At 50.4% G+C, this 18,021-nt stretch carries 19 protein-coding genes; 5 read left to right on the forward strand and 14 right to left on the reverse strand.

The window, feature by feature from the left end; genetic code table 11:
* Positions 1–75: 75 nt before the first annotated feature.
* The 11 genes from atpB to argC form a co-directional block, all read right to left on the reverse strand.
* Positions 76–903 carry a F0F1 ATP synthase subunit A gene (gene atpB / locus ACN06F_RS18195; protein WP_038479865.1) on the reverse strand — a complete coding sequence of 276 codons (828 nt, stop codon included), beginning with the start codon at positions 901–903 and terminating at the stop codon, positions 76–78.
* A gap of 12 nt (positions 904–915) precedes the next feature.
* Complete coding sequence (locus tag ACN06F_RS18200) at positions 916–1,311, reverse strand: ATP synthase subunit I (RefSeq protein WP_433924465.1); 396 nt, start codon at positions 1,309–1,311, stop codon at positions 916–918.
* A 216-nt stretch (positions 1,312–1,527) separates the two neighbouring features.
* Positions 1,528–2,460, reverse strand: a complete 933-nt coding sequence (locus ACN06F_RS18205) for a ParB/RepB/Spo0J family partition protein (protein ID WP_433924466.1) — start codon at positions 2,458–2,460, stop codon at positions 1,528–1,530.
* A 24-nt stretch (positions 2,461–2,484) separates the two neighbouring features.
* Entirely contained in the window at positions 2,485–3,252 is a 768-nt protein-coding gene (locus ACN06F_RS18210) for a ParA family protein (protein ID WP_038479874.1), read from the reverse strand.
* On the reverse strand, positions 3,252–3,917 hold the full coding sequence (gene rsmG, locus ACN06F_RS18215; protein WP_038479877.1) for a 16S rRNA (guanine(527)-N(7))-methyltransferase RsmG: 666 nt from the start codon (positions 3,915–3,917) through the stop codon (positions 3,252–3,254). Before rsmG ends, ACN06F_RS18210 begins: the two co-directional genes overlap by 1 nt.
* Positions 3,914–5,818: a tRNA uridine-5-carboxymethylaminomethyl(34) synthesis enzyme MnmG gene (gene mnmG, locus ACN06F_RS18220; protein WP_433924467.1), complete on the reverse strand. Its 1,905-nt coding sequence runs from the start codon at positions 5,816–5,818 to the stop codon at positions 3,914–3,916. Before mnmG ends, rsmG begins: the two co-directional genes overlap by 4 nt.
* Positions 5,819–6,383: 565 nt before the next feature.
* Complete coding sequence (locus ACN06F_RS18225) at positions 6,384–7,142, reverse strand: amino acid ABC transporter ATP-binding protein (protein ID WP_038479881.1); 759 nt, start codon at positions 7,140–7,142, stop codon at positions 6,384–6,386.
* Between the two features lie 10 nt (positions 7,143–7,152).
* Positions 7,153–7,824, reverse strand: coding sequence for an amino acid ABC transporter permease (locus ACN06F_RS18230; protein ID WP_038479884.1), 672 nt, complete (start codon positions 7,822–7,824; stop codon positions 7,153–7,155).
* Between the two features lie 98 nt (positions 7,825–7,922).
* Positions 7,923–8,693 carry a transporter substrate-binding domain-containing protein gene (locus tag ACN06F_RS18235; protein WP_038479887.1) on the reverse strand — a complete coding sequence of 257 codons (771 nt, stop codon included), beginning with the start codon at positions 8,691–8,693 and terminating at the stop codon, positions 7,923–7,925.
* Positions 8,694–8,842: 149 nt separating this feature from the next.
* Positions 8,843–9,196 carry an iron-sulfur cluster insertion protein ErpA gene (gene erpA, locus ACN06F_RS18240; protein WP_038479889.1) on the reverse strand — a complete coding sequence of 118 codons (354 nt, stop codon included), beginning with the start codon at positions 9,194–9,196 and terminating at the stop codon, positions 8,843–8,845.
* Between the two features lie 215 nt (positions 9,197–9,411).
* A complete protein-coding gene (gene argC / locus ACN06F_RS18245) occupies positions 9,412–10,446 on the reverse strand; it encodes an N-acetyl-gamma-glutamyl-phosphate reductase (RefSeq protein WP_120386005.1) in 1,035 nt (344 codons plus the stop codon).
* 198 nt (positions 10,447–10,644) lie between these two features.
* Here argC and ACN06F_RS18250 point away from each other — a divergent pair, with 198 nt between their 5' ends.
* The 5 genes from ACN06F_RS18250 to ACN06F_RS18270 all read left to right on the forward strand — a co-directional run bounded on the left by ACN06F_RS18250 (position 10,645) and on the right by ACN06F_RS18270 (position 15,469).
* Positions 10,645–12,435, forward strand: a complete 1,791-nt coding sequence (locus ACN06F_RS18250; protein WP_433924468.1) for a chloride channel protein — start codon at positions 10,645–10,647, stop codon at positions 12,433–12,435.
* A 22-nt stretch (positions 12,436–12,457) separates the two neighbouring features.
* Positions 12,458–12,889 carry a protoporphyrinogen oxidase HemJ gene (gene hemJ / locus ACN06F_RS18255; protein WP_038479899.1) on the forward strand — a complete coding sequence of 144 codons (432 nt, stop codon included), beginning with the start codon at positions 12,458–12,460 and terminating at the stop codon, positions 12,887–12,889.
* Positions 12,889–13,698, forward strand: coding sequence for a bifunctional hydroxymethylpyrimidine kinase/phosphomethylpyrimidine kinase (thiD, locus tag ACN06F_RS18260; protein WP_038479901.1), 810 nt, complete (start codon positions 12,889–12,891; stop codon positions 13,696–13,698). Before hemJ ends, thiD begins: the two co-directional genes overlap by 1 nt.
* Before the next feature lie 36 nt (positions 13,699–13,734).
* Positions 13,735–15,015 (forward strand): glutamate-1-semialdehyde 2,1-aminomutase, encoded by a 1,281-nt coding sequence (gene hemL, locus ACN06F_RS18265; RefSeq protein WP_038479904.1) that lies wholly within the window; start codon positions 13,735–13,737, stop codon positions 15,013–15,015.
* A 73-nt stretch (positions 15,016–15,088) separates the two neighbouring features.
* Positions 15,089–15,469, forward strand: a complete 381-nt coding sequence (locus ACN06F_RS18270) for a hypothetical protein (protein WP_231657704.1) — start codon at positions 15,089–15,091, stop codon at positions 15,467–15,469.
* 74 nt (positions 15,470–15,543) lie between these two features.
* On the opposite strand, the gene ACN06F_RS18275 is transcribed toward ACN06F_RS18270, so the two are convergent.
* From ACN06F_RS18275 to ACN06F_RS18285, 3 genes are all read right to left on the reverse strand, one after another.
* Positions 15,544–16,305, reverse strand: coding sequence for a hypothetical protein (locus tag ACN06F_RS18275; RefSeq protein WP_038479907.1), 762 nt, complete (start codon positions 16,303–16,305; stop codon positions 15,544–15,546).
* 61 nt (positions 16,306–16,366) lie between these two features.
* Positions 16,367–16,915 (reverse strand): hypothetical protein, encoded by a 549-nt coding sequence (locus ACN06F_RS18280; RefSeq protein ID WP_051626402.1) that lies wholly within the window; start codon positions 16,913–16,915, stop codon positions 16,367–16,369.
* Positions 16,916–17,182: 267 nt separating this feature from the next.
* Entirely contained in the window at positions 17,183–18,013 is an 831-nt protein-coding gene (locus tag ACN06F_RS18285) for a CsgG/HfaB family protein (protein ID WP_038479910.1), read from the reverse strand.
* Between the last annotated feature and the right edge of the window lie 8 nt (positions 18,014–18,021).

An 18,021-nucleotide genomic window follows, 5' to 3' on the forward strand; every position in this document is an offset into this window, starting at 1 on the left:
TGCTCCTAGTTTTTCAAGTTAAAGGTCAAGGTTGAGGGTTGATGTTAAGGGTTAATTTCTAACAAGCAGCACGTCTTAGTGATGCTCGTGCGCAGCGCTTAAATACACCACTGACAATACGGTAAAAATGAATGCCTGAAGAACAACAATCAAGATGTGGAAAATCGCCCACGGCACGTCGAGTACCCAGATCGCCCAGAACGGCAGCATAGCAATCAAGATAAAAATAACTTCACCGGCAAACATGTTACCGAAAAGACGCATCGCCAAACTGAACGGTTTAACAAGTAGGGCAACGATTTCAAGCAGCAAATTGAAAGGAATCAAGGCCCAATGGTTGAAAGGTGTCAATGAAAGCTCTTTGGCAAAGCCACCAACGCCTTTCACCTTGAAGCTGTAGTAAAGAATCAGACCGAAAACACCCAGTGCTAACCCCAATGTGGCATTAACATCAGTAGTCGGCACAATCTTCATGTAATCGACGCCCAGTTTACTGAACAACACTGGGAAATAGTCGACCGGGATAATTTTCAGCGTGTTCATGAACAGAATCCACACGAACAACGTTAATGCAAGCGGCGCAATAATCGGGTTATGCCCTTTAAAAGCCCCTTTGATCATATCTTCAACAAATTCAAACACCATCTCTACGGCATTTTGCAGTCCGCCTGGCACGCCAGTGGTTGCCATTTTACCAGCTTTACGGAAAAGCCAGATAAACAACAAGCCCATCGCAATGGACCAGCCCATGGTATCCAGATGGATAGCCCAAAAGCCCATCTCACTCGCTTCTTCTGCCGAATGTGCCAGCGACCAACCATTTTCTGGATGCTTGCCAAAGGTTAGGTTCTGCAAGTGGTGCTGGATATAGTAAGTCGTTGAGACTTCGTTTCCTGCGGCCATAGACATGTCACCTCAATTAGTTGTGCGATTCCCAAGCATTAGCCATGGTGCTAACCAATGCGTCAGAACAATCGCAACGTAAGCGCAAAAAAAGAAAGCGGGGTTTGAGGGGGGCACTACAACGAACACCAATGTAAAAAGTGCCACCGTCAAACCAAACTTGCCTGCTTCGGCGCGAAATAGGTCCATTGCGCGCGGAGCGCGATGCCTTGTTCGAAAAATTCCCATTCGCTGTATAAAAAAAATGTGCGGCAACAGCGCCACTAATGCTCCTGTAACTACCGACAATACGCCTGCCATATGAGCAACAGGGAAAGCCAATAGCATACCAACAAGCGTCATTAGCAGCTGAATTGCTGTCAGCCTGAAGAAGTAAGCTTTTCGCCGTTGGGTCTCAAGTCGCTGCATAGTTCTTCAGATAGATCTTCAGCACATGATTCCCCAGCCCAATAAATGAGTCACGCTTACAACTTGTTGCTCAATAAATCATCAGTCACCTGCACAAATCTTGCGCGATTATAGGGAAGCGCTATCATACCTTCAACCGAAGTTGCGCCGATTTCGCGCGATTAAGTGTCGACTTGCGACCAAAGGGTTAAAATAAGCGCCTATTTAGTAAGCCTGCTATTTAATATGCGCTAGGATCCCATCGAGCTCTTCAAGACTGGTATAACGAATTGTCACTTTCCCCTTCCCTTTTTGCCCGTGATCAATAGAGACGGGCGCGCCAAGTAATTCCCCCAGATGTGTTTCAAGTCGTGCAACATCCGGTGTTTTGGCAGTACGCGGCGGTGTCTGGGCAGGCGTCTGGTTAGCTTGTACTTTTTTAACCAACGCTTCTGTGTCACGAACGGTCAAATCATTATTGACCACTTCATGGGCAATTTGGCGTTGCTGGGTACTGTTAAGCGATAGCAGGGCTCGCGCATGCCCCATATCTAAATCGCCACGTTCCAGCAGCGTTTGCACCTCAGGGTCTAACGCTAACAAGCGCAATAAATTGGCGACTTGAGTGCGTGATTTACCAACTGCATCAGCAATTTGCTGCTGGGTAAGTTCAAACTCATCGCCAAGGCGCTTTAAGGCAAGTGCTTCTTCAATGGCATTAAGGTTTTCGCGCTGGATATTTTCAATCAGCGCCAGTGCAAGTGCTACTTCATCACTGACATCGCGAATAACGGCGGGAATAACATCTAATTCAGCCAACTGCGCAGCACGCCAGCGGCGTTCACCCGCGATAATTTCATAGCGGTTTTCACCCACTGGGCGAACCACAATAGGCTGCATCACCCCTTGTGCACGAATGGAATCGGCAAGCTCTTCCAATGCTTCTGGCTGAATATCCCGACGCGGCTGATATTTACCACGGGTAAGTTGGCCAAGAGGTAACCGTTCTAGCCGTTCAGCCGCCGCTTCTTCCGTTGGTGCTGCAGGCAGCAGTGCCGTGTCTGCACTATCCAGCGTCACGCCACCGGTAAGATCTAAACTGTCACGACGACGGGCGCCCGCACCAATCAGGGCATCCAGGCCACGTCCTAGCGCGCGTTTACGCGTCATTCGCTTCCCCTCGTACTTTTTACGTTACAGCGATAGCCGCCGAATCATCTCTTTTGCAAGCACACGATAAGCCTGGCTACCCCGCGAAAAACGTGCGTATTGAGTAACAGGCAAGCCATGGCTTGGTGCTTCAGCAACCTTTACATTGCGCGGAATGGTTGTTTTTAACAGCGCATCGCCAAAAAAATCTCTCAGCTGTTTGTCAACTTCACGCGTCAAACTGGTGCGCTTATCGTACATAGTACGCAGAATGCCAGAAACGGCTAGATCAGGATTAACACTCTGTTTAATCTGCTCAACAGTATCCAACAGCGCTGATAGCCCTTCCAATGCGTAGAATTCACACTGCAAGGGAATAAGCACACCATTGGCGGCTGTCAACGCATTCACGGTAAGCATATTCAGCGACGGCGGGCAGTCAATTAGGACGACATCATAGTCATCTGCCACCGTCTGCAGTGCTAACGACAAACGACTTTGCCGCTGGTCACTATCGAGCAGCTCTACTTCAGCGGCTGTTAAGTCGCCATTACCTGGTAGGACGTCGTATTTCACTGGAAGCCCGCGAACAATGGCATCGTTTGCGCTTGTTTCTCCCAGCAACACATCAAGTACACTTTTTTCGAGTGCGTACTTGTCGATGCCACTGCCCATGCTGGCATGCCCTTGTGGGTCTAAGTCTACCAGCAAGATACGACGATCAAGTGCTGCCAAACTGGCGGCGAGATTAACGGCTGAAGTGGACTTGCCCACACCGCCTTTTTGGTTGGTCAGGGCAATGATCTGGCTCACTACTCAACTCCTTTTGGGGTCAGAATCAACAGCTGCCGCTCGGCCGTCTCGAAGGGTACACGCAGTAGGTGACGCGCCTGGAGCTCAACATAGTCAGGCAACTCCCGCAGCTCATCATCAGCGCCAGGGCCTTTCATAGCAAGCCACTGCCCATGAGCTGCCGGTAGCGCTCGGGTTAGCGAGATAAAGTCTACCAAGCTGGCAAAGGCTCGGGAAATTACTTGATCAAACGTCTGGCCATTGAATTGCTCGACACGCGCTTGAGTTGGCGTGACGTTGGTCAACGCTAACTCCATCACTGCTTGACGTTGAAAGCGAACTTTTTTGCCATTGCTATCGAGTAGCGTTACCTGCAGTTCAGGCTTCATGATAGCAAGCACAAGGCCGGGCAAACCGGGGCCAGCGCCTACATCAAGTATCTGTGGCCCATGAACATAAGGTGCGACAGCAGCACTATCCAACACGTGCCGTGAGACCATCTCTTCAACATCGCGTACAGCGGTGAGGTTATAAGCCTGATTCCACTTGTGCAACAGCGCGAGCAAGCCTAGCAGCTGTTCGCGCTGTTGTGGGGTTACAGTGGCTCCTAGTGCTGCTAATCCTTCCTCTAACCGAGGGGCAACGGTTTCAGGCAAGCTGTTAATCAACGGCGTTAATTGACTCATCCGTTAACGACCTCGGTAGTACTGACTAAGCGACGTTTTTTCAAATGTATGAGCAAAATAGAGACAGCTGCAGGAGTCACGCCTGAAATTCTAGCCGCCTGCGCCAGGGTTTCAGGACGCGTTTCACTAAGCTTTTGGCGGATCTCATTGGATAGTCCTTCTACCCGTTGATAATCCAGCTCGGCTGGCAGCGGTGTTGCTTCATGGCGCTTGAGTTTATCAATCTCATCCTGTTGACGGTCGATATAACCCTGGTATTTCGCTTGAATTTGTACTTGCTCGGCAACCGCTTCATCGTCAACACCACCGCTTTCAATGCCAGGCAGCGATGTAATATCTGAATAGCTAAGCTCTGGGCGCTTTAACAAGTCACTTAAACAGTATTCTCGGGGAAGCGGCCTACCGGTTTTTTCAGCAATTTTCGCGGCGGCTGGTGTATTGGGCTGCACCCAAACAGTAGCTAACCGTGTTGTTTCACGCTCTATGGCTTCGCGTTTCTGGCTAAACAACGCCCAACGTTTGTCATCGACTAACCCAAGCTCACGCCCTTTTTCCGTTAAACGTAGATCAGCATTGTCTTCGCGTAGCAGAAGACGGTATTCCGCACGCGAGGTAAACATGCGGTAGGGCTCTTTGGTGCCCATAGTAATCAGGTCATCCACCAACACACCGAGATAAGCTTCATCACGGCGGGGATGCCACGCCTCTAACTGTTTGGCGCGACGAGCGGCATTCAAACCTGCCAGCAACCCTTGAGCTCCAGCCTCTTCGTAGCCGGTAGTACCATTAATTTGCCCGGCAAAAAACAGGTTGTGGATAAATTTAGTTTCCAGGGAGTGTTTTAAATCCCTGGGATCAAAAAAGTCGTACTCGATAGCGTAGCCAGGCCGTGTGATATGAGCGTTTTCTAACCCTTTAATTGAGCGAACCACTTGTAGCTGAACATCGAAAGGCAACGACGTCGAGATTCCGTTGGGATAGAGCTCATGGGTATCCAACCCTTCAGGCTCGATAAATACCTGATGGCTTGATTTGTCGGCAAAGCGGTGAACTTTGTCTTCAATCGATGGGCAGTATCGCGGACCAACACCTTCGATCACACCGGAATACATAGGCGAGCGATCAAGATTCGCCATGATGATTTCATGGGTGCGCTCATTAGTGTGCGCTATGTGGCAACTCACCTGCTGTGGATGCATCTCCCGTGAACCAAGGTATGACATGACTGGCGTTGGGGTGTCGCCTGGCTGTTCTTCCAACGATGTGAAGTCAACGGTTTTGGCATCAATTCGTGGAGGCGTCCCGGTCTTTAGCCGATCAACGCGAAACGGTAGTGCGCGTAAGCGTTCAGCTAGCGCGTTGGAAGGCGGGTCACCGGCGCGGCCACCGCGGCTTTGATCTAACCCAATGTGGATAACGCCACCCAAAAACGTACCGGTTGACAGCACAACGGACTCCGCATGGAAGCGGATGCCTGTTTCGGTCACAACGCCTCGAACAGTGTTGTTACCCACAACCAGATCGCCAGCGGCTTGCTGAAAAATCGTTAAGTTCGGCTGGTTTTCCAGCATTCCCCGAATAGCAGCTTTGTAGCGAATTCGGTCTGCTTGAGCACGTGTTGCTCGAACGGCTGGACCTTTACGAGCGTTCAATACCCGAAACTGGATGCCGCCTAAGTCCGTGGCTAGCCCCATTGCACCACCGAGTGCATCAATTTCTTTTACCAGGTGGCTTTTGCCAATCCCACCAATCGCTGGATTGCACGACATTTGGCCGAGCGTTTCGATGTTGTGGGTTAGCAATAGGGTTTGACAACCCATACGAGCAGAGGCCAATGCGGCTTCGGTTCCCGCATGGCCACCGCCGATGACAATCACGTCAAAGCGGTCGGGATAGTTCAAGAGGCACCTCGTCTTGCGCCGTTTGGCACGGATGATGTGAGTCAGTATTGGTTCACTGATTGAGTAAGCCCGCCAGTATAAACCTCCTGTGGGTAACCGTCAGGTTTTTCCACACCCCAAGCTAAGCATCAATCTATTATTAATAACAAAATAAAAATATATAAGAGAAGTTCTGTTGATGTTGTAACTACTAGTGTGGACAAAATCTGTTGATAACCTAAATAAACCAATATATTTCAGTTGCTTAAATTGTTAGTTTTTACATGATTAAACGGAGGAGTACCTGCGCAGAAGCGGTGCTACTCCTGTGGATGAAAGTGCGACTTACACACAGGCATGACAGACAACGGGTTATCCACCGACCCATACCGAGTTTGTTACCGCACCTGTGAACAAGTGCGATTGGTATCTTATAAAGACCTGGTTAGCGCTCATGCTAGGCGTCGTAGCGCGATATGATGCAGCGTGTAAAAAATAGTATCCACAGGCAAAAAAAATGGCCTGTCGCGATGACAGGCCATTTTACGGGGCAAAAATGGGCAAAAAAGTCAGATTAATTCCGACATTAATGCTTCAAAACACGTGCAAGGAAGGATTGTGTTCGCTCATGTTGTGGCGTATCGAACAGTTGCTCGGGAGGGCCTTGCTCGGCAATTTCGCCTTTATGGATAAAAATAACGCGATCTGCCACTTCACGGGCAAAGCCCATTTCATGGGTCACTATCACCATGGTCATGCCTTCTTTTGCAAGTTCACGCATGGCATCCAGCACTTCACCAATCATTTCAGGATCAAGTGCTGATGTAGGCTCGTCAAACAGCATCAGGCGGGGTTCCATGGCTAACGCCCGGGCTAATGCCACACGCTGCTGCTGCCCACCCGAGAGCTGGCTTGGGTACTTATCTGCTTGGTCGGCAATACCAACGCGCTCTAACAGTCGTTCAGCGGTCTCTTCGGCATCTTGGCGGCTCCATCCCCGCACTTTCATGGGCGCAAGGGTAACGTTGTCGCGCACGCTCAAGTGGGGAAAAAGGTTGAATTGCTGAAACACCATGCCGACTTCAGTACGGATAGTTTGCAGCGCTTTACTGCTTTTACCATTGGGCAGTAATTGGTTGCCATCAACATCAAGAGAGCCGGCTTGAAACTCTTCTAAGCCGTTGATACAGCGGATGAGCGTTGATTTACCAGAGCCACTGGCACCGATGATAACGACGACTTCACCAGGCACAATTTCAAGATCAACATTATTGAGTACGTGCAGGCTGCCAAAATGCTTATTGAGCTGCTGCATACGCACAATTGGCGATTGGGTAGAGGTCATTGCACGTTCCTTATTGTCCTGCGAGGCCTCTGCGCTCAATTTGGCGCAGAATCAAAGAGAGAGTCCAGGTGATGGCAAGGTACATCAGCGCCACCATGAAATAGACCTCTAGTGCGGTAAAGGTAGTGGCAATATAAATTTGCCCTTGGCGGACTAATTCACCGACCCCGATAACAGAAAATAGCGAGGTATCTTTGATACTGATGATGCCCTGGTTACCCAGTGGAGGAATCATGCGCCGTAGAGCTTGGGGCCAAATTACGTAGCGAAAAGATTGAGTTCGAGACAAGCCTAGCGAAAGTGATGCTTCTCGCTGGCCACGTTCGATAGACTGCACGCCGCCTCGTACAATTTCAGAGATATAAGCCCCTGAATTAATGGCGATCGCGGCAATGCCAGCAACGAGTGCGTTGATCGGGCCTCCCAGCAATTGGGGTAAGCCATAAAAGATAAACAGAACCTGCACTAAAATGGGCGTGCCGCGAAACACTTCGACGTATAAAACTGCTGGCCAGCGCAGCCAGCGCACTGGGCTAATACGCAATAAACCAAAGAATATGCCAATAAAGAAGCCGATCGCTAGGCCGCCGAATGATATAAGCAGCGTCCAAGGAATACCTGGTAACAGATAAGGGATCGACCCAAAAGCGGCCGACCAATCAAACTGAAAGTTAACGTCCACGCGTTATCTCCAGAAAAATAAACAACGACACAGGGCCGGGGGTATAGCCGCCCGGCCCTGAGATGAAAAGCGCTCGTTAGTGATAGCGAACAGCGATGTTATTCAGCGCTGGGGGCTTCACCAAACCACTTTGTGTAGATTTCATCATAGGTGCCGTCTTCGCGCATGGAAGCAAGTGCTTCGTTGGTAGGTTCTACCCACTCGCTGCCTTTATGGAAAACGATACCGTACTGCTGGCCTTCATACAGCGGGCCAACCACTTTGGTACGGCCTTCGCCACGGGTTTGTGAGAAGTAGGCAACGTTAGGGGCGTCGTACAGCACGGCATCAACGTTGCGCCCTAACAGCGCCATGTACATATCGGCGGTGCCTGGATAGGGAGTAATGTCGGCATCTTCACCGAGCTCCTGTTGAAGGAAGTCGTAGCTGGTAGAGCCGATTTTGGTGGCAATGGTGAGACCCGCTAGATCCTCAAGCGAAGAGACCTCTTCGTTGTCGGCGCGCACGATAATTTGCAGACCTGAGTCATAGTAGGGAGCGGAAAAGTCGACAACTTCGGCACGCTCATCTGTAATGGTGATGCCTGCAAGGGCGATTTCCTGGCTGCCGGTTTGGACGGCGGGAATGATGCCAGAGAATTCCATAGTGGTGAGGTTAACCTCAAAGCCTGCACGTTCGGCGACTGCGTTGATGATATCCATATCGAAACCGATCATTTCGCCAGTTTCTGGATCCATCATTTCAAACGGTACAAAGCTTGGGTCAGTGGCCACATTGACAGTAGGCGTTTGTGCAAACGCGACAGTGGTACTGCCTAAGCCCAGTGCAAGGGCGGTAGCAATGACAGATTTTTTTAGTAGGTAATTCATTCGTTTCCCCGTGTTTTATTTGGTTAGCGACGCGATTTAAAGAAGATTTACTCTTATAAATTCCGTCTGCAACCGTTATTGACCTTTTAACCTTGGCGAGAAACCACCAAGGCGTCAAGTCACGGGGAGGGGGTTGTTACCAACGTTGGTTAGACCATGAAGGAAGCTCCACAGCCACAGGTGGTCGTAGCGTTGGGGTTTTGAACACGAAAACGGGCACCTGCTAACCCTTCTTCATAGTCAATGGTTGAACCCACCAAGTATTGGTAGGAGAGAGGATCGACGACGAGGATCGCATCGCCAAATTCAATTAACGTGTCGTCTTCGGCCACGTTTTCAGCAAAATCAAACCCATACTGGAACCCCGAGCAGCCACCACCGGTGACATAAACGCGGAGTTTCAGCGCAGGGTTAGCCTCTTCTGCTATAAGTGCTTGGATGCGTTTCCGAGCACTATCAGACAATAGTAGAGGCGTTGGAACAAAAGCTTCTGCACCGCTCATGGGTACCTCCCGCGAGCTTTAAGAACGAATAATCGGCATCGGAGTGTGATTATGGGTAATTCCCAGCAAAATGGTCAACTATTGTGTTGGGGTATCAAGCAGAGGGCAGCTCGCCGAGGAGGCGCTTTGAATCCTTCCTTGGACGCTACATTTGCCTTCCCTGGCAAATGACCTCCTCTTTGAGCTGCCCTCTGCATGCTGGTATTTGGTGTGATTCAAGGCATCAACGCTGGGGCGTTGAGGCCCATATTTTCTTCAAAGCCAAACATGAGGTTGAGGTTTTGAATCGCTTGGCCTGATGCGCCTTTAACGAGGTTATCAATTACCGAGAGCACTACTACGGTATTGCCATTGCCAGGACGGTGAACAGCGATTCGGCAGGTATTGTTGCCTTTGACGCTGCGAGTTTCCGGATGGCTGCCTGCAGGCATGACGTCAACAAACGGCTCGTGGGCGTAACGCTGCTCAAAGAGTGCCTGTAAATCGCCTGGCTCTTCAGTCAGCGTACTATAGAGCGTGGCATGAATGCCGCGGATCATAGGCGTTAAGTGCGGCACAAAGGTAAGCCCCACGGCGTTTGACTGCATATCGCTCAAGCCTTGACGAATTTCAGGCAAATGGCGATGTCCGGACGCACCGTAGGCTTTCATCGATTCGCTGGCTTCGGCTAGCAGCGAGGCAACTTTGGCACCACGGCCTGCGCCGGTAACGCCTGATTTGCAGTCCGCGATTAACTGGCTTGCATCAATCAAACCAGCTTCCAAAAGCGGCAGATAGCCGAGTTGAACAGCCGTTGGGTAGCATCCTGGTACGGCAATTAAGCGGGCCTTTTTGATTTTCTCACGATGCATTTCTGGCAGGCCATACACAGCCTCTTTTAGCAGTTCCGGTGCGCCGTGGGGCTGGTCGTACCACTGGCTCCATTCGGCGGCGTCGCGCAGCCGGAAATCCGCAGATAAGTCGATTACTCGCGTGCCATTGTCGAGCAGTTCGCCTGCTAGTGCATGGGCGACCCCGTGGGGTGTCGCAAAGAATACTGCATCCATTGCACCCAGTTTCTTGGCGTCTGGCTCGCTAAACGTGAGCGCATCATAGTGGCCGCGCAGGTTGGGATACATATCGCATACCTTCACGCCTGCTTCCGAGCGCGAGGTAATGGCTTCTACGCTTACCTGGGGATGCTGGGCAAGTAACCGTAACAGCTCAACGCCGGTATAGCCGGTACCGCCTACAATGCCAACCTTAATCACAAACCACTCCTTGCGCATTACGCACAGTCAGACCCAACAATAATTAACAGCCTAATGAGATACCTCAGGCTGTTGAACTGTAGCTAGCTATGATACACAAGAGAGCAGGCGCGTAAGAGCGCTATAGGGAAACAGGCATATGTTCACTAACGCGAACATGATGCGTAAAAGCGAATAATAGGCGCAAGGACGGACGTTGTGGCACGTTTTTCCCGGTCAGATTTCACCTTGGAAAGTTTTCGTCGCCAGCTGGCGAATGTTGATGCCCTGCCTCAGCTGTGTGTGCTGGGGTTAGTGTCTGGGGTGATCACAGGCGCGGTGATGGTGGCTTTTCGCTTATTGCTAGAGGTAGGTGCTGCCCTTTATATGCCTGAGGGCAATCCTGAGGCCTTTGAAGGGCTCGCGCCATGGCTTCGTGCGCTGCTGCCGATAGTTGCCGTGACGCTGATTGGCACGCTGCTCTATCGGCAAAAGGCCGCTGCCCGAAAGTTAGGTGTTGGCCATGTTATTGAGCGTCTCACCTATCATCAGGGACGTTTCCCTATGCGCAACTGGCTTAACCAGTGGTGGGTGGGCGTTGTGTCTGTGCTGGGTGGTCTCTCCGCAGGACGTGAAGGCCCTGCCATTCATCTGGGCGCAGCGGCCTCCAGTGGTCTAGGTCTCAAGCTTCGCTTGCCCAATAACAGTTTACGGGTGCTAGTTGCTTGCGGTACGGCGGCAGGTATATCTGCATCATTTAATACGCCAATCGCAGGGGTGATTTTCGCCATGGAAGTGGTGATGATGGAATACACCCTGATGAGCTTTATGCCGGTGATACTCGCCTCTACCATGGGGGCATTGGTCGCTCAATTGGTGTATGGCAATGAACCGGCGTTTCGCATTCCTGAAGTTGCCCTTGGCTCGCTAATGAACGTGCCTTGGGTGGTTATTATTGGTTTGGTAATCGGCCTGCTGGCGGGCTTATTTATTCATATTTCGCGTAGCCAGTACTTACAGCAGTGGCCGCTATGGCTTAGGTTAGGTGCTGTTGGGGTGATAACGGGCGCTGTTGCGTGGTGGTTTCCTGAAGTGCAAGGCATTGGTTACGACAGCGTTGCGGCTATGTTGAATAATCAGCTAGCGATTACCGTACTGTTGGCATTGATGATTGCTAAGTTATTGATTACTGCCCTCACCGTGGCAGGTGGTGTTCCAATCGGCATTATTGGCCCCGTGCTAGTGGTCGGCGCTGCCACCGGTGCTCTAGGGGGAATGCTGGGCGGTTGGGTATGGCCAGATAAAGCGGCAGACCCTGGCATTTATGCCATGCTGGGCATGGCGGCAATGATGGGCGCTGTATTGCAAGCACCGCTTGCCGCTTTGATGGCGTTGCTTGAACTAACGCATTCGCCACATATTATGTTGCCTGGCATGCTCGTTGTGGTGGTTGCCTGCCTAACATCCCGTCAGCTTACCGGTTGTGAGGGCTTTTTTATTAGCACGGTGCGCTACGGCTTGCATCCGTTACAGCAGCCTTTAATGCAGGCGCTTTCGCGGGTATCGGTGCCAGCGGTAATGGAGCGCCACTTGGTACGCACAGATCGAATGATTACGCCTGATCAGGCACGGCGTCTGTTGGAAACGAATCCTGTGTGGCTAGTGATTGAGCGCTCCAGTGCAGAAAAACCAGTGCTGGCGCTTAAAGCCGCTGAGCTTGCGCGTTGGTTACTGGAGCATGATGAAGCACTGCAAGACGAAGCCCCTCCAGAAGACGAGTTCATTGATTTGCTTGAGATCCCTGGGCAACGGCTTGAAATGGCACCTATCGGATTACAAGCAACGCTATCGGAAGCGTTTCTAAAACTTCAGGACAATGCGCTAGGTGCACTCTATGTCGTGCATGGTTATCGGCCAAAGCAGCAGCGAATTTCAGGTATCATTACGCGTGGCGCTATCGAACGTTATTATCACTACACTGACCCCCGCGGTGCTGATTCCCAGCAATGAGCCCAACGCCTAAGGAGAGACCATGTATTTATGGGTAAAGGCCATTCATTTGATGGCGGTTGTTACCTGGTTTGCCGCGCTATTTTATTTACCGCGACTGTATGTGTACCACGCCATGGCGCGGGACACAGGCGATGAGCAAGCGATCACTTACTTTAAAACCATGGAGCGTAAGCTTTACCGTGGAATTATGACGCCGTCGATGATCATTGTGCTGATCTTTGGTGGCTGGATGCTTTATCTCGTGCCCGCTTGGTTTAGCCAAGGTTGGATGCACGCTAAGCTGACGCTTGTCGCTCTATTAATCGCTTACCACCATGTTTGCTTAATTTATTTGAAGCAATTTGATCAAGCCCGCTGCACCAAAAGCCATGTGTTTTTCCGCTGGTTTAACGAAGCGCCCGTGATTGCGTTAATCGCGATTATTATCCTGGCGGTGGTGAAGCCCTTTTGATGCGCCATCCTCTTCCTCCCGTTGTTTTAGTGTTAGCTGGCCATGACCCCACCGGGGGGGCTGGGTTAGTGGCTGATAGCGAAGCGATAGCTGCCTGTGGTGGTTGGGCAGTCACCATTCCAACCGCACTGACCGTTCAAAATTGCCATAACGTGATACGCACCCTGCCTGCAGATCCTGCTGCAATGCGGCAAATGGCTGAAGCGTTAGGTGATATGCAAATTGCGGCTATTAAGTTGGGGCTGTTGGCTGATGAGGCGACGCTGCGCGCAGCGGAACAAATTATCCGCCGTTTTCCAGGAATTCCCGTCGTCGCAGATCCGGTATTAAAAGCAGGTGGCGGCGCTAAGTTATCCACACCCGCTTTGCAGCAACTTTATATAGATCGTTTGCTACCGCTTGTGGATATCGTAACGCCCAATCGGTTTGAGCTTGCTGCACTGACGCCTGAGATAACCGACCCTTTGGATGACACAGCACGTGCTGTTGCGTTGCTGGCGCAGGGTTGCCAAGGTGTCCTTGTGACCGCCACCGACGATCCACTCCCGGGTAATACGCAACAGGTTGTGCATACGCTGCACTCTCCTGACACTACGCGCCAATGGCAGTGGCCACGTTTGCCTGAAGTATTTCACGGATCAGGCTGTACATTAGCCTCAGCGCTTGCGGCTCGTTTAGCCGTTGGTGAGCGCTTACCAACTGCCTGTGAGCAAGCCCAGCACTTTACCTGGGAGAGTTTGTCTCATGGTTATCAGCCCCCTAGCGGACAGTGTTTACCGAAACGCTTGCCACGCCCCGTACGCTTTTGATCTCATTGGCAGTAAGCCATTAATGTTGAGGATGCCATGACCACATCTGCAGAACTATTTGACCTTGCCAGTCGTCACATTCCGGGGGGGGTTAACTCCCCTGTTCGTGCTTTTAAAGGCCTACATCGCCCGCCTGTTTTTATGGAACGTGCTCAGGGTGCCTACTTATTCGATGTGGAAGGTAACCGCTACGTAGACTATATCGGCTCATGGGGACCGATGATCACTGGACACGCCGATCAGGATGTACTGGCCGCTGTGCGAGCGCGGTTAGATAACGGCCTCTCCTTTGGTACGCCGACCGCTGTCGAAACCACCATGGCTGATCTGATCTGTGAAATGATTCCTTCCATGGAAATGGTGCGTATGACCAGCTCGGGCACCGAAGCGACGATGTCGGCCATTCGACTTGCGCGCGGAACAACGGGACGCGACAAAATCGTCAAGTTTGAAGGCAATTATCACGGCCACTCGGATTCATTGCTCGTCAAAGCGGGCTCCGGCGCGTTAACCCACGGGGAACCTAGCTCACCAGGCGTACCCGCATCACTCGCTGAGCACACCATCACGCTTTCGTATAACGACCCTGAAGGGGTGGAAGCGTGTTTTGCAGAGATCGGAGAGCAAATTGCCTGCATTATCGTGGAGCCGGTGGCGGGTAATATGAACTGCATTCCTCCCCAGCCGGGTTTCTTGGAAACGTTGCGCCGGGTGTGCAATGAATCCGGCAGTATTTTGATTTTTGATGAAGTCATGACCGGTTTTCGCGTCGCTTTAGGTGGCGCTCAGGCACATTACGGCGTAACGCCTGACCTTACCTGCTTAGGTAAAATCGTTGGCGGTGGCATGCCCGTTGGGGCGTTTGGCGGTAAACAAGAAATTATGCAGAATATCTCGCCGCTGGGGCCGGTTTACCAAGCGGGTACGCTGTCCGGTAACCCGCTGGCCATGGCTGCAGGGGTCGCTCTGCTAACCAAACTAAAGGTGCCGGGTTTCCATGATGCGCTGACTCAACGGGTGCAAACGTTGTGTACCGGCTTGCAAGAGCGTGCCAACGCTGCCCGCGTACCGATGATGACCCAATCCGCAGGTGGCATGTTTGGCGTTTTCTTTACGTCGCAATCCCGTGTAGATAACTTCGCCCAAGCCACTGCTTGCAACCCCGATGCTTTCCGCCGCTTCTTTGGTGCTATGCTTGATCACGGTGTGTATCTCGCACCTTCTGCCTATGAAGCTGGCTTTATGTCGAGTGCCCACACGCCAGAAGATATTCAGCTAACGTTGGATGCTGCAGAAAAAGCCTTTGCCGTTATGTAACATAAAGTAAAGCGCCTGCTACACTGCAAGAGCCGCTCCTATTGAGCGGCTCTGTGGTTAGTGAGGTAAACACATGATGAAACGACAATTGGCTTGGCACTCTTCACGCTTTAACGGCATATTGTTAGCCGCTGTTTTCACCCTTGGTCTACCGTTAACGGGGATGGCCGCACAGGAGCAGGATATGACTCAAATCCATATCACCATGGGTGGCACACCTGGCGCGGAATTCTCAGCCCAATGGCGCACTACTCATAACGATGAAACCATTGATCACCCCGAAACACGCGGCACAGTGCCCGCTGAATTTACCTTTGAAGGCACCACGCTTGAAGGTACGGTAAAACTGCTCAGCGAAGATGATCGTTTAGAAGTAGATATCGTTAAAGGCAGTAATCGCTCGCGTTCTGCTACCCAAGGGAAAGGCGGCACGTTAACGGTAATGGTGCGTTAAACATAAAAAAACCGCCCCGAAGGGGGCGGTTTCCTGAGCTAAGTAAGTACTTACAGACGTACCTACAAAGATGCTTACCACTGAGTAGAGATAGCAGAGTTGTTGTTACCAGCCTGGAAGTGAGACGCTGAAGCAGCGCTACCACCAACGGTGTTCTGGCGAATAGTCGACACGTTGCTGTTGCCTGTCTGGAAGACATTCGCTACATGGCCTTCGCCACCTTGATAAATGTAGGAAGCGCTCAGGTCTGCTTCAACCTGGAGAACATTAGCTTCGTTGTTATCACCGTCCTGATGGATAAAGCTCCACGTTTCATCAGTATTTAATGCTTGGTAAACGTCAGCATCGTTTCCGTTACCGAACTGCTCAATAATTGAGTCGCTTTGCGCAGTGTTCAAGAATTGAGCAACAGTAGAGCTGTTGTTGTCGCCTTGTTGACGTACATAGGAGTCGTTAAGACTGCCACCATCTTGTACTACGACTGAATCATTATAATTGCCTATCTGATAAACAATCGACTCATGCTGATCGCCGCTTTGATAAACATAAGAGTCGTTGTTATTACCTTCTTGGCCAACGCGTGAGTATTGCTCGTTATCATACTGATCAGTTTCAGCTGCGTTATCGTCACCAACTTGAACAATAATCGAAGTCCGCATTGGGTCACGAGCGAAGCCGTTCATGCCTTCACGGATATCTTGCTGGTTTACAAACGCGGGTTCTGTCCCTGCGTTAGCAGCAGGGTTTGTTGTAGAGTCATCAAAGTCACGCGCTTGGCTAGAGAAGCTAACAGCCATTGCAACAGCAGCAGCGATAACGGTCATTTGAGTTTTCATGGTGTTTCCCCTTTTTTTCGATCGACTTGCTTTGGTTGTTTACTGAGAAGCAGCTGGCGACTCAGTAGGTATCGATAGTGACTGGTCGTGCATTGCCCGAAAGGTTTTGTTGCTGGACACTTACACCACGTGAGCCACTGCCCGATTGCGAAATTGAAACGTCACCCTTAAATCCATTTTGATAAATGTCGGCTTTATACTGGGCGCTATTACCTTGCTGATTAATAGAGGCGGTGTTGTCGTCGCCCACTTGCCAAATAATTCCGGTATTATTTCCGTTACTTTGCATTATGCTTGCTTGATTACCGTTGCCGATTTGATCGATATAGGCAAAGTTAGAAAGCTGATAACTCACAGAACGTGACTGGGCAACACTTGCTTTATTATTGTTACCTTGTTGACGAATGATGCTTAGATTGCTGTTTAGCGCGGCGTTATCAATGGCCGCAAACTGAGTAACTCTTGCACTTCTGTTAAATAAGTCGCTTTCATTCTCGTTAGCTTGCAATACAGAAGAAAAAGTCAGCAATGAAGTGGCTACCGTTATCACAGCACTACAACGAATTCTGTTCGTTGTAGCTGTCCTGAGCCGATAGCTATAATGTTTCATTTTTAATTCCTTTTGAAACTCAATGTGTCTTTTTGTTTCATGGATTGAGTTTGGACCATTCTAAAAATGACGCTATAGGAAGTTTTGTTAATGCTGTGGTTATATGTTTAACATTTATAATATTTTGTGTTTACTACTTTCTTAATTATTTGTTTGTTAGTTATGTAATTATATAGTATTTGTTTTTTAAATAAAAAAGGCCACTCTGTTGAGTGGCCATTGTTTTTTATAGTTTTATTTAAGTAGTGTTCCCTTGATTAATTCTTACTAAAGCATAGGTATCGATGCATTAAGATAGTCATCTAAAATGGTTTCTTGAATACTGGTTCCGGGAGCAAGATTCCATAATCGGTTTTCAATGCCTCTCGCTACAAGGTGAATGACAGCAGATTCTATTGCTGACATTACCGCGAGCTGAACCGGTTCGTTTGTAGTTATACCGGCTTCGGCCTCTAATAAGCGTCTGAAATCAATAAAGCGATAAACCCCAGCTCGTAGCTCTTTTGAATAGATGGTCTTGGTGGTGGTGACGTTAGCTAATATTTCGCCTGTTGAGATTTCCACCGCACGTAAATTCACCGTTACCTGATCTACCTGGTACTGGCCTGACGCCCCAATGCCAAAATATTCAGCACCGGCTCCCCCGGTTCGTACGTTCGATTCATAAGCAATAATGCCGCCCTCTAGCATAACCGACGCTGCTCTTAACGATGGCAGCGTATCGGGCTGCCCAAAGCGTTCGAATTCTGCGCGAATAATACGGCGTTCAGTTAACAAGTTTTGTAACCCAACACGTTCCAGCGGTATAAACCAGCCAGAGTCAGACAGGGCTCCGGTAAGCATTGCTGCAGCCCCTTGGGTTACCGCAGTTGAAAACGTACTGGCGGGGGCTGGTCGGTATTGTCCTGTTTGGTCGCGAAAATCATACACAGAGACAAATATCTTTCCTGACGGTGGCGGGAGCGATACAAGATCTTGGTAGGTAGCTCCTCTGGGCGTGAGTGTTGCTTCAGCACCTTCTAAATTTTCAGACGTTGCCACCATTCCTGCACAGCCACTCAGTAGGCTAGCGATGACAATTGAGGCGATAATTTTCATAATGATCC

The organism is Vreelandella sp. 21 (assembly GCF_050995515.1).
Classification (GTDB): domain Bacteria; phylum Pseudomonadota; class Gammaproteobacteria; order Pseudomonadales; family Halomonadaceae; genus Vreelandella; species Vreelandella alkaliphila.

Coding starts and splice junctions, on each gene's coding strand:
- atpB (WP_038479865.1), bottom strand. CDS start 903: ATGGCCGCAGGAAACGAAGTCTCAACGACTTACTATATCCAGCACCAC.
- ACN06F_RS18200 (WP_433924465.1), bottom strand. CDS start 1,311: ATGCAGCGACTTGAGACCCAACGGCGAAAAGCTTACTTCTTCAGGCTG.
- ACN06F_RS18205 (WP_433924466.1), bottom strand. CDS start 2,460: ATGACGCGTAAACGCGCGCTAGGACGTGGCCTGGATGCCCTGATTGGT.
- rsmG (WP_038479877.1), bottom strand. CDS start 3,917: ATGAGTCAATTAACGCCGTTGATTAACAGCTTGCCTGAAACCGTTGCC.
- ACN06F_RS18225 (WP_038479881.1), bottom strand. CDS start 7,142: ATGACCTCTACCCAATCGCCAATTGTGCGTATGCAGCAGCTCAATAAG.
- ACN06F_RS18235 (WP_038479887.1), bottom strand. CDS start 8,693: ATGAATTACCTACTAAAAAAATCTGTCATTGCTACCGCCCTTGCACTG.
- erpA (WP_038479889.1), bottom strand. CDS start 9,196: ATGAGCGGTGCAGAAGCTTTTGTTCCAACGCCTCTACTATTGTCTGAT.
- hemJ (WP_038479899.1), top strand. CDS start 12,458: ATGTATTTATGGGTAAAGGCCATTCATTTGATGGCGGTTGTTACCTGG.
- thiD (WP_038479901.1), top strand. CDS start 12,889: ATGCGCCATCCTCTTCCTCCCGTTGTTTTAGTGTTAGCTGGCCATGAC.
- hemL (WP_038479904.1), top strand. CDS start 13,735: ATGACCACATCTGCAGAACTATTTGACCTTGCCAGTCGTCACATTCCG.
- ACN06F_RS18270 (WP_231657704.1), top strand. CDS start 15,089: ATGATGAAACGACAATTGGCTTGGCACTCTTCACGCTTTAACGGCATA.
- ACN06F_RS18275 (WP_038479907.1), bottom strand. CDS start 16,305: ATGAAAACTCAAATGACCGTTATCGCTGCTGCTGTTGCAATGGCTGTT.
- ACN06F_RS18280 (WP_051626402.1), bottom strand. CDS start 16,915: ATGAAACATTATAGCTATCGGCTCAGGACAGCTACAACGAACAGAATT.
- ACN06F_RS18285 (WP_038479910.1), bottom strand. CDS start 18,013: ATGAAAATTATCGCCTCAATTGTCATCGCTAGCCTACTGAGTGGCTGT.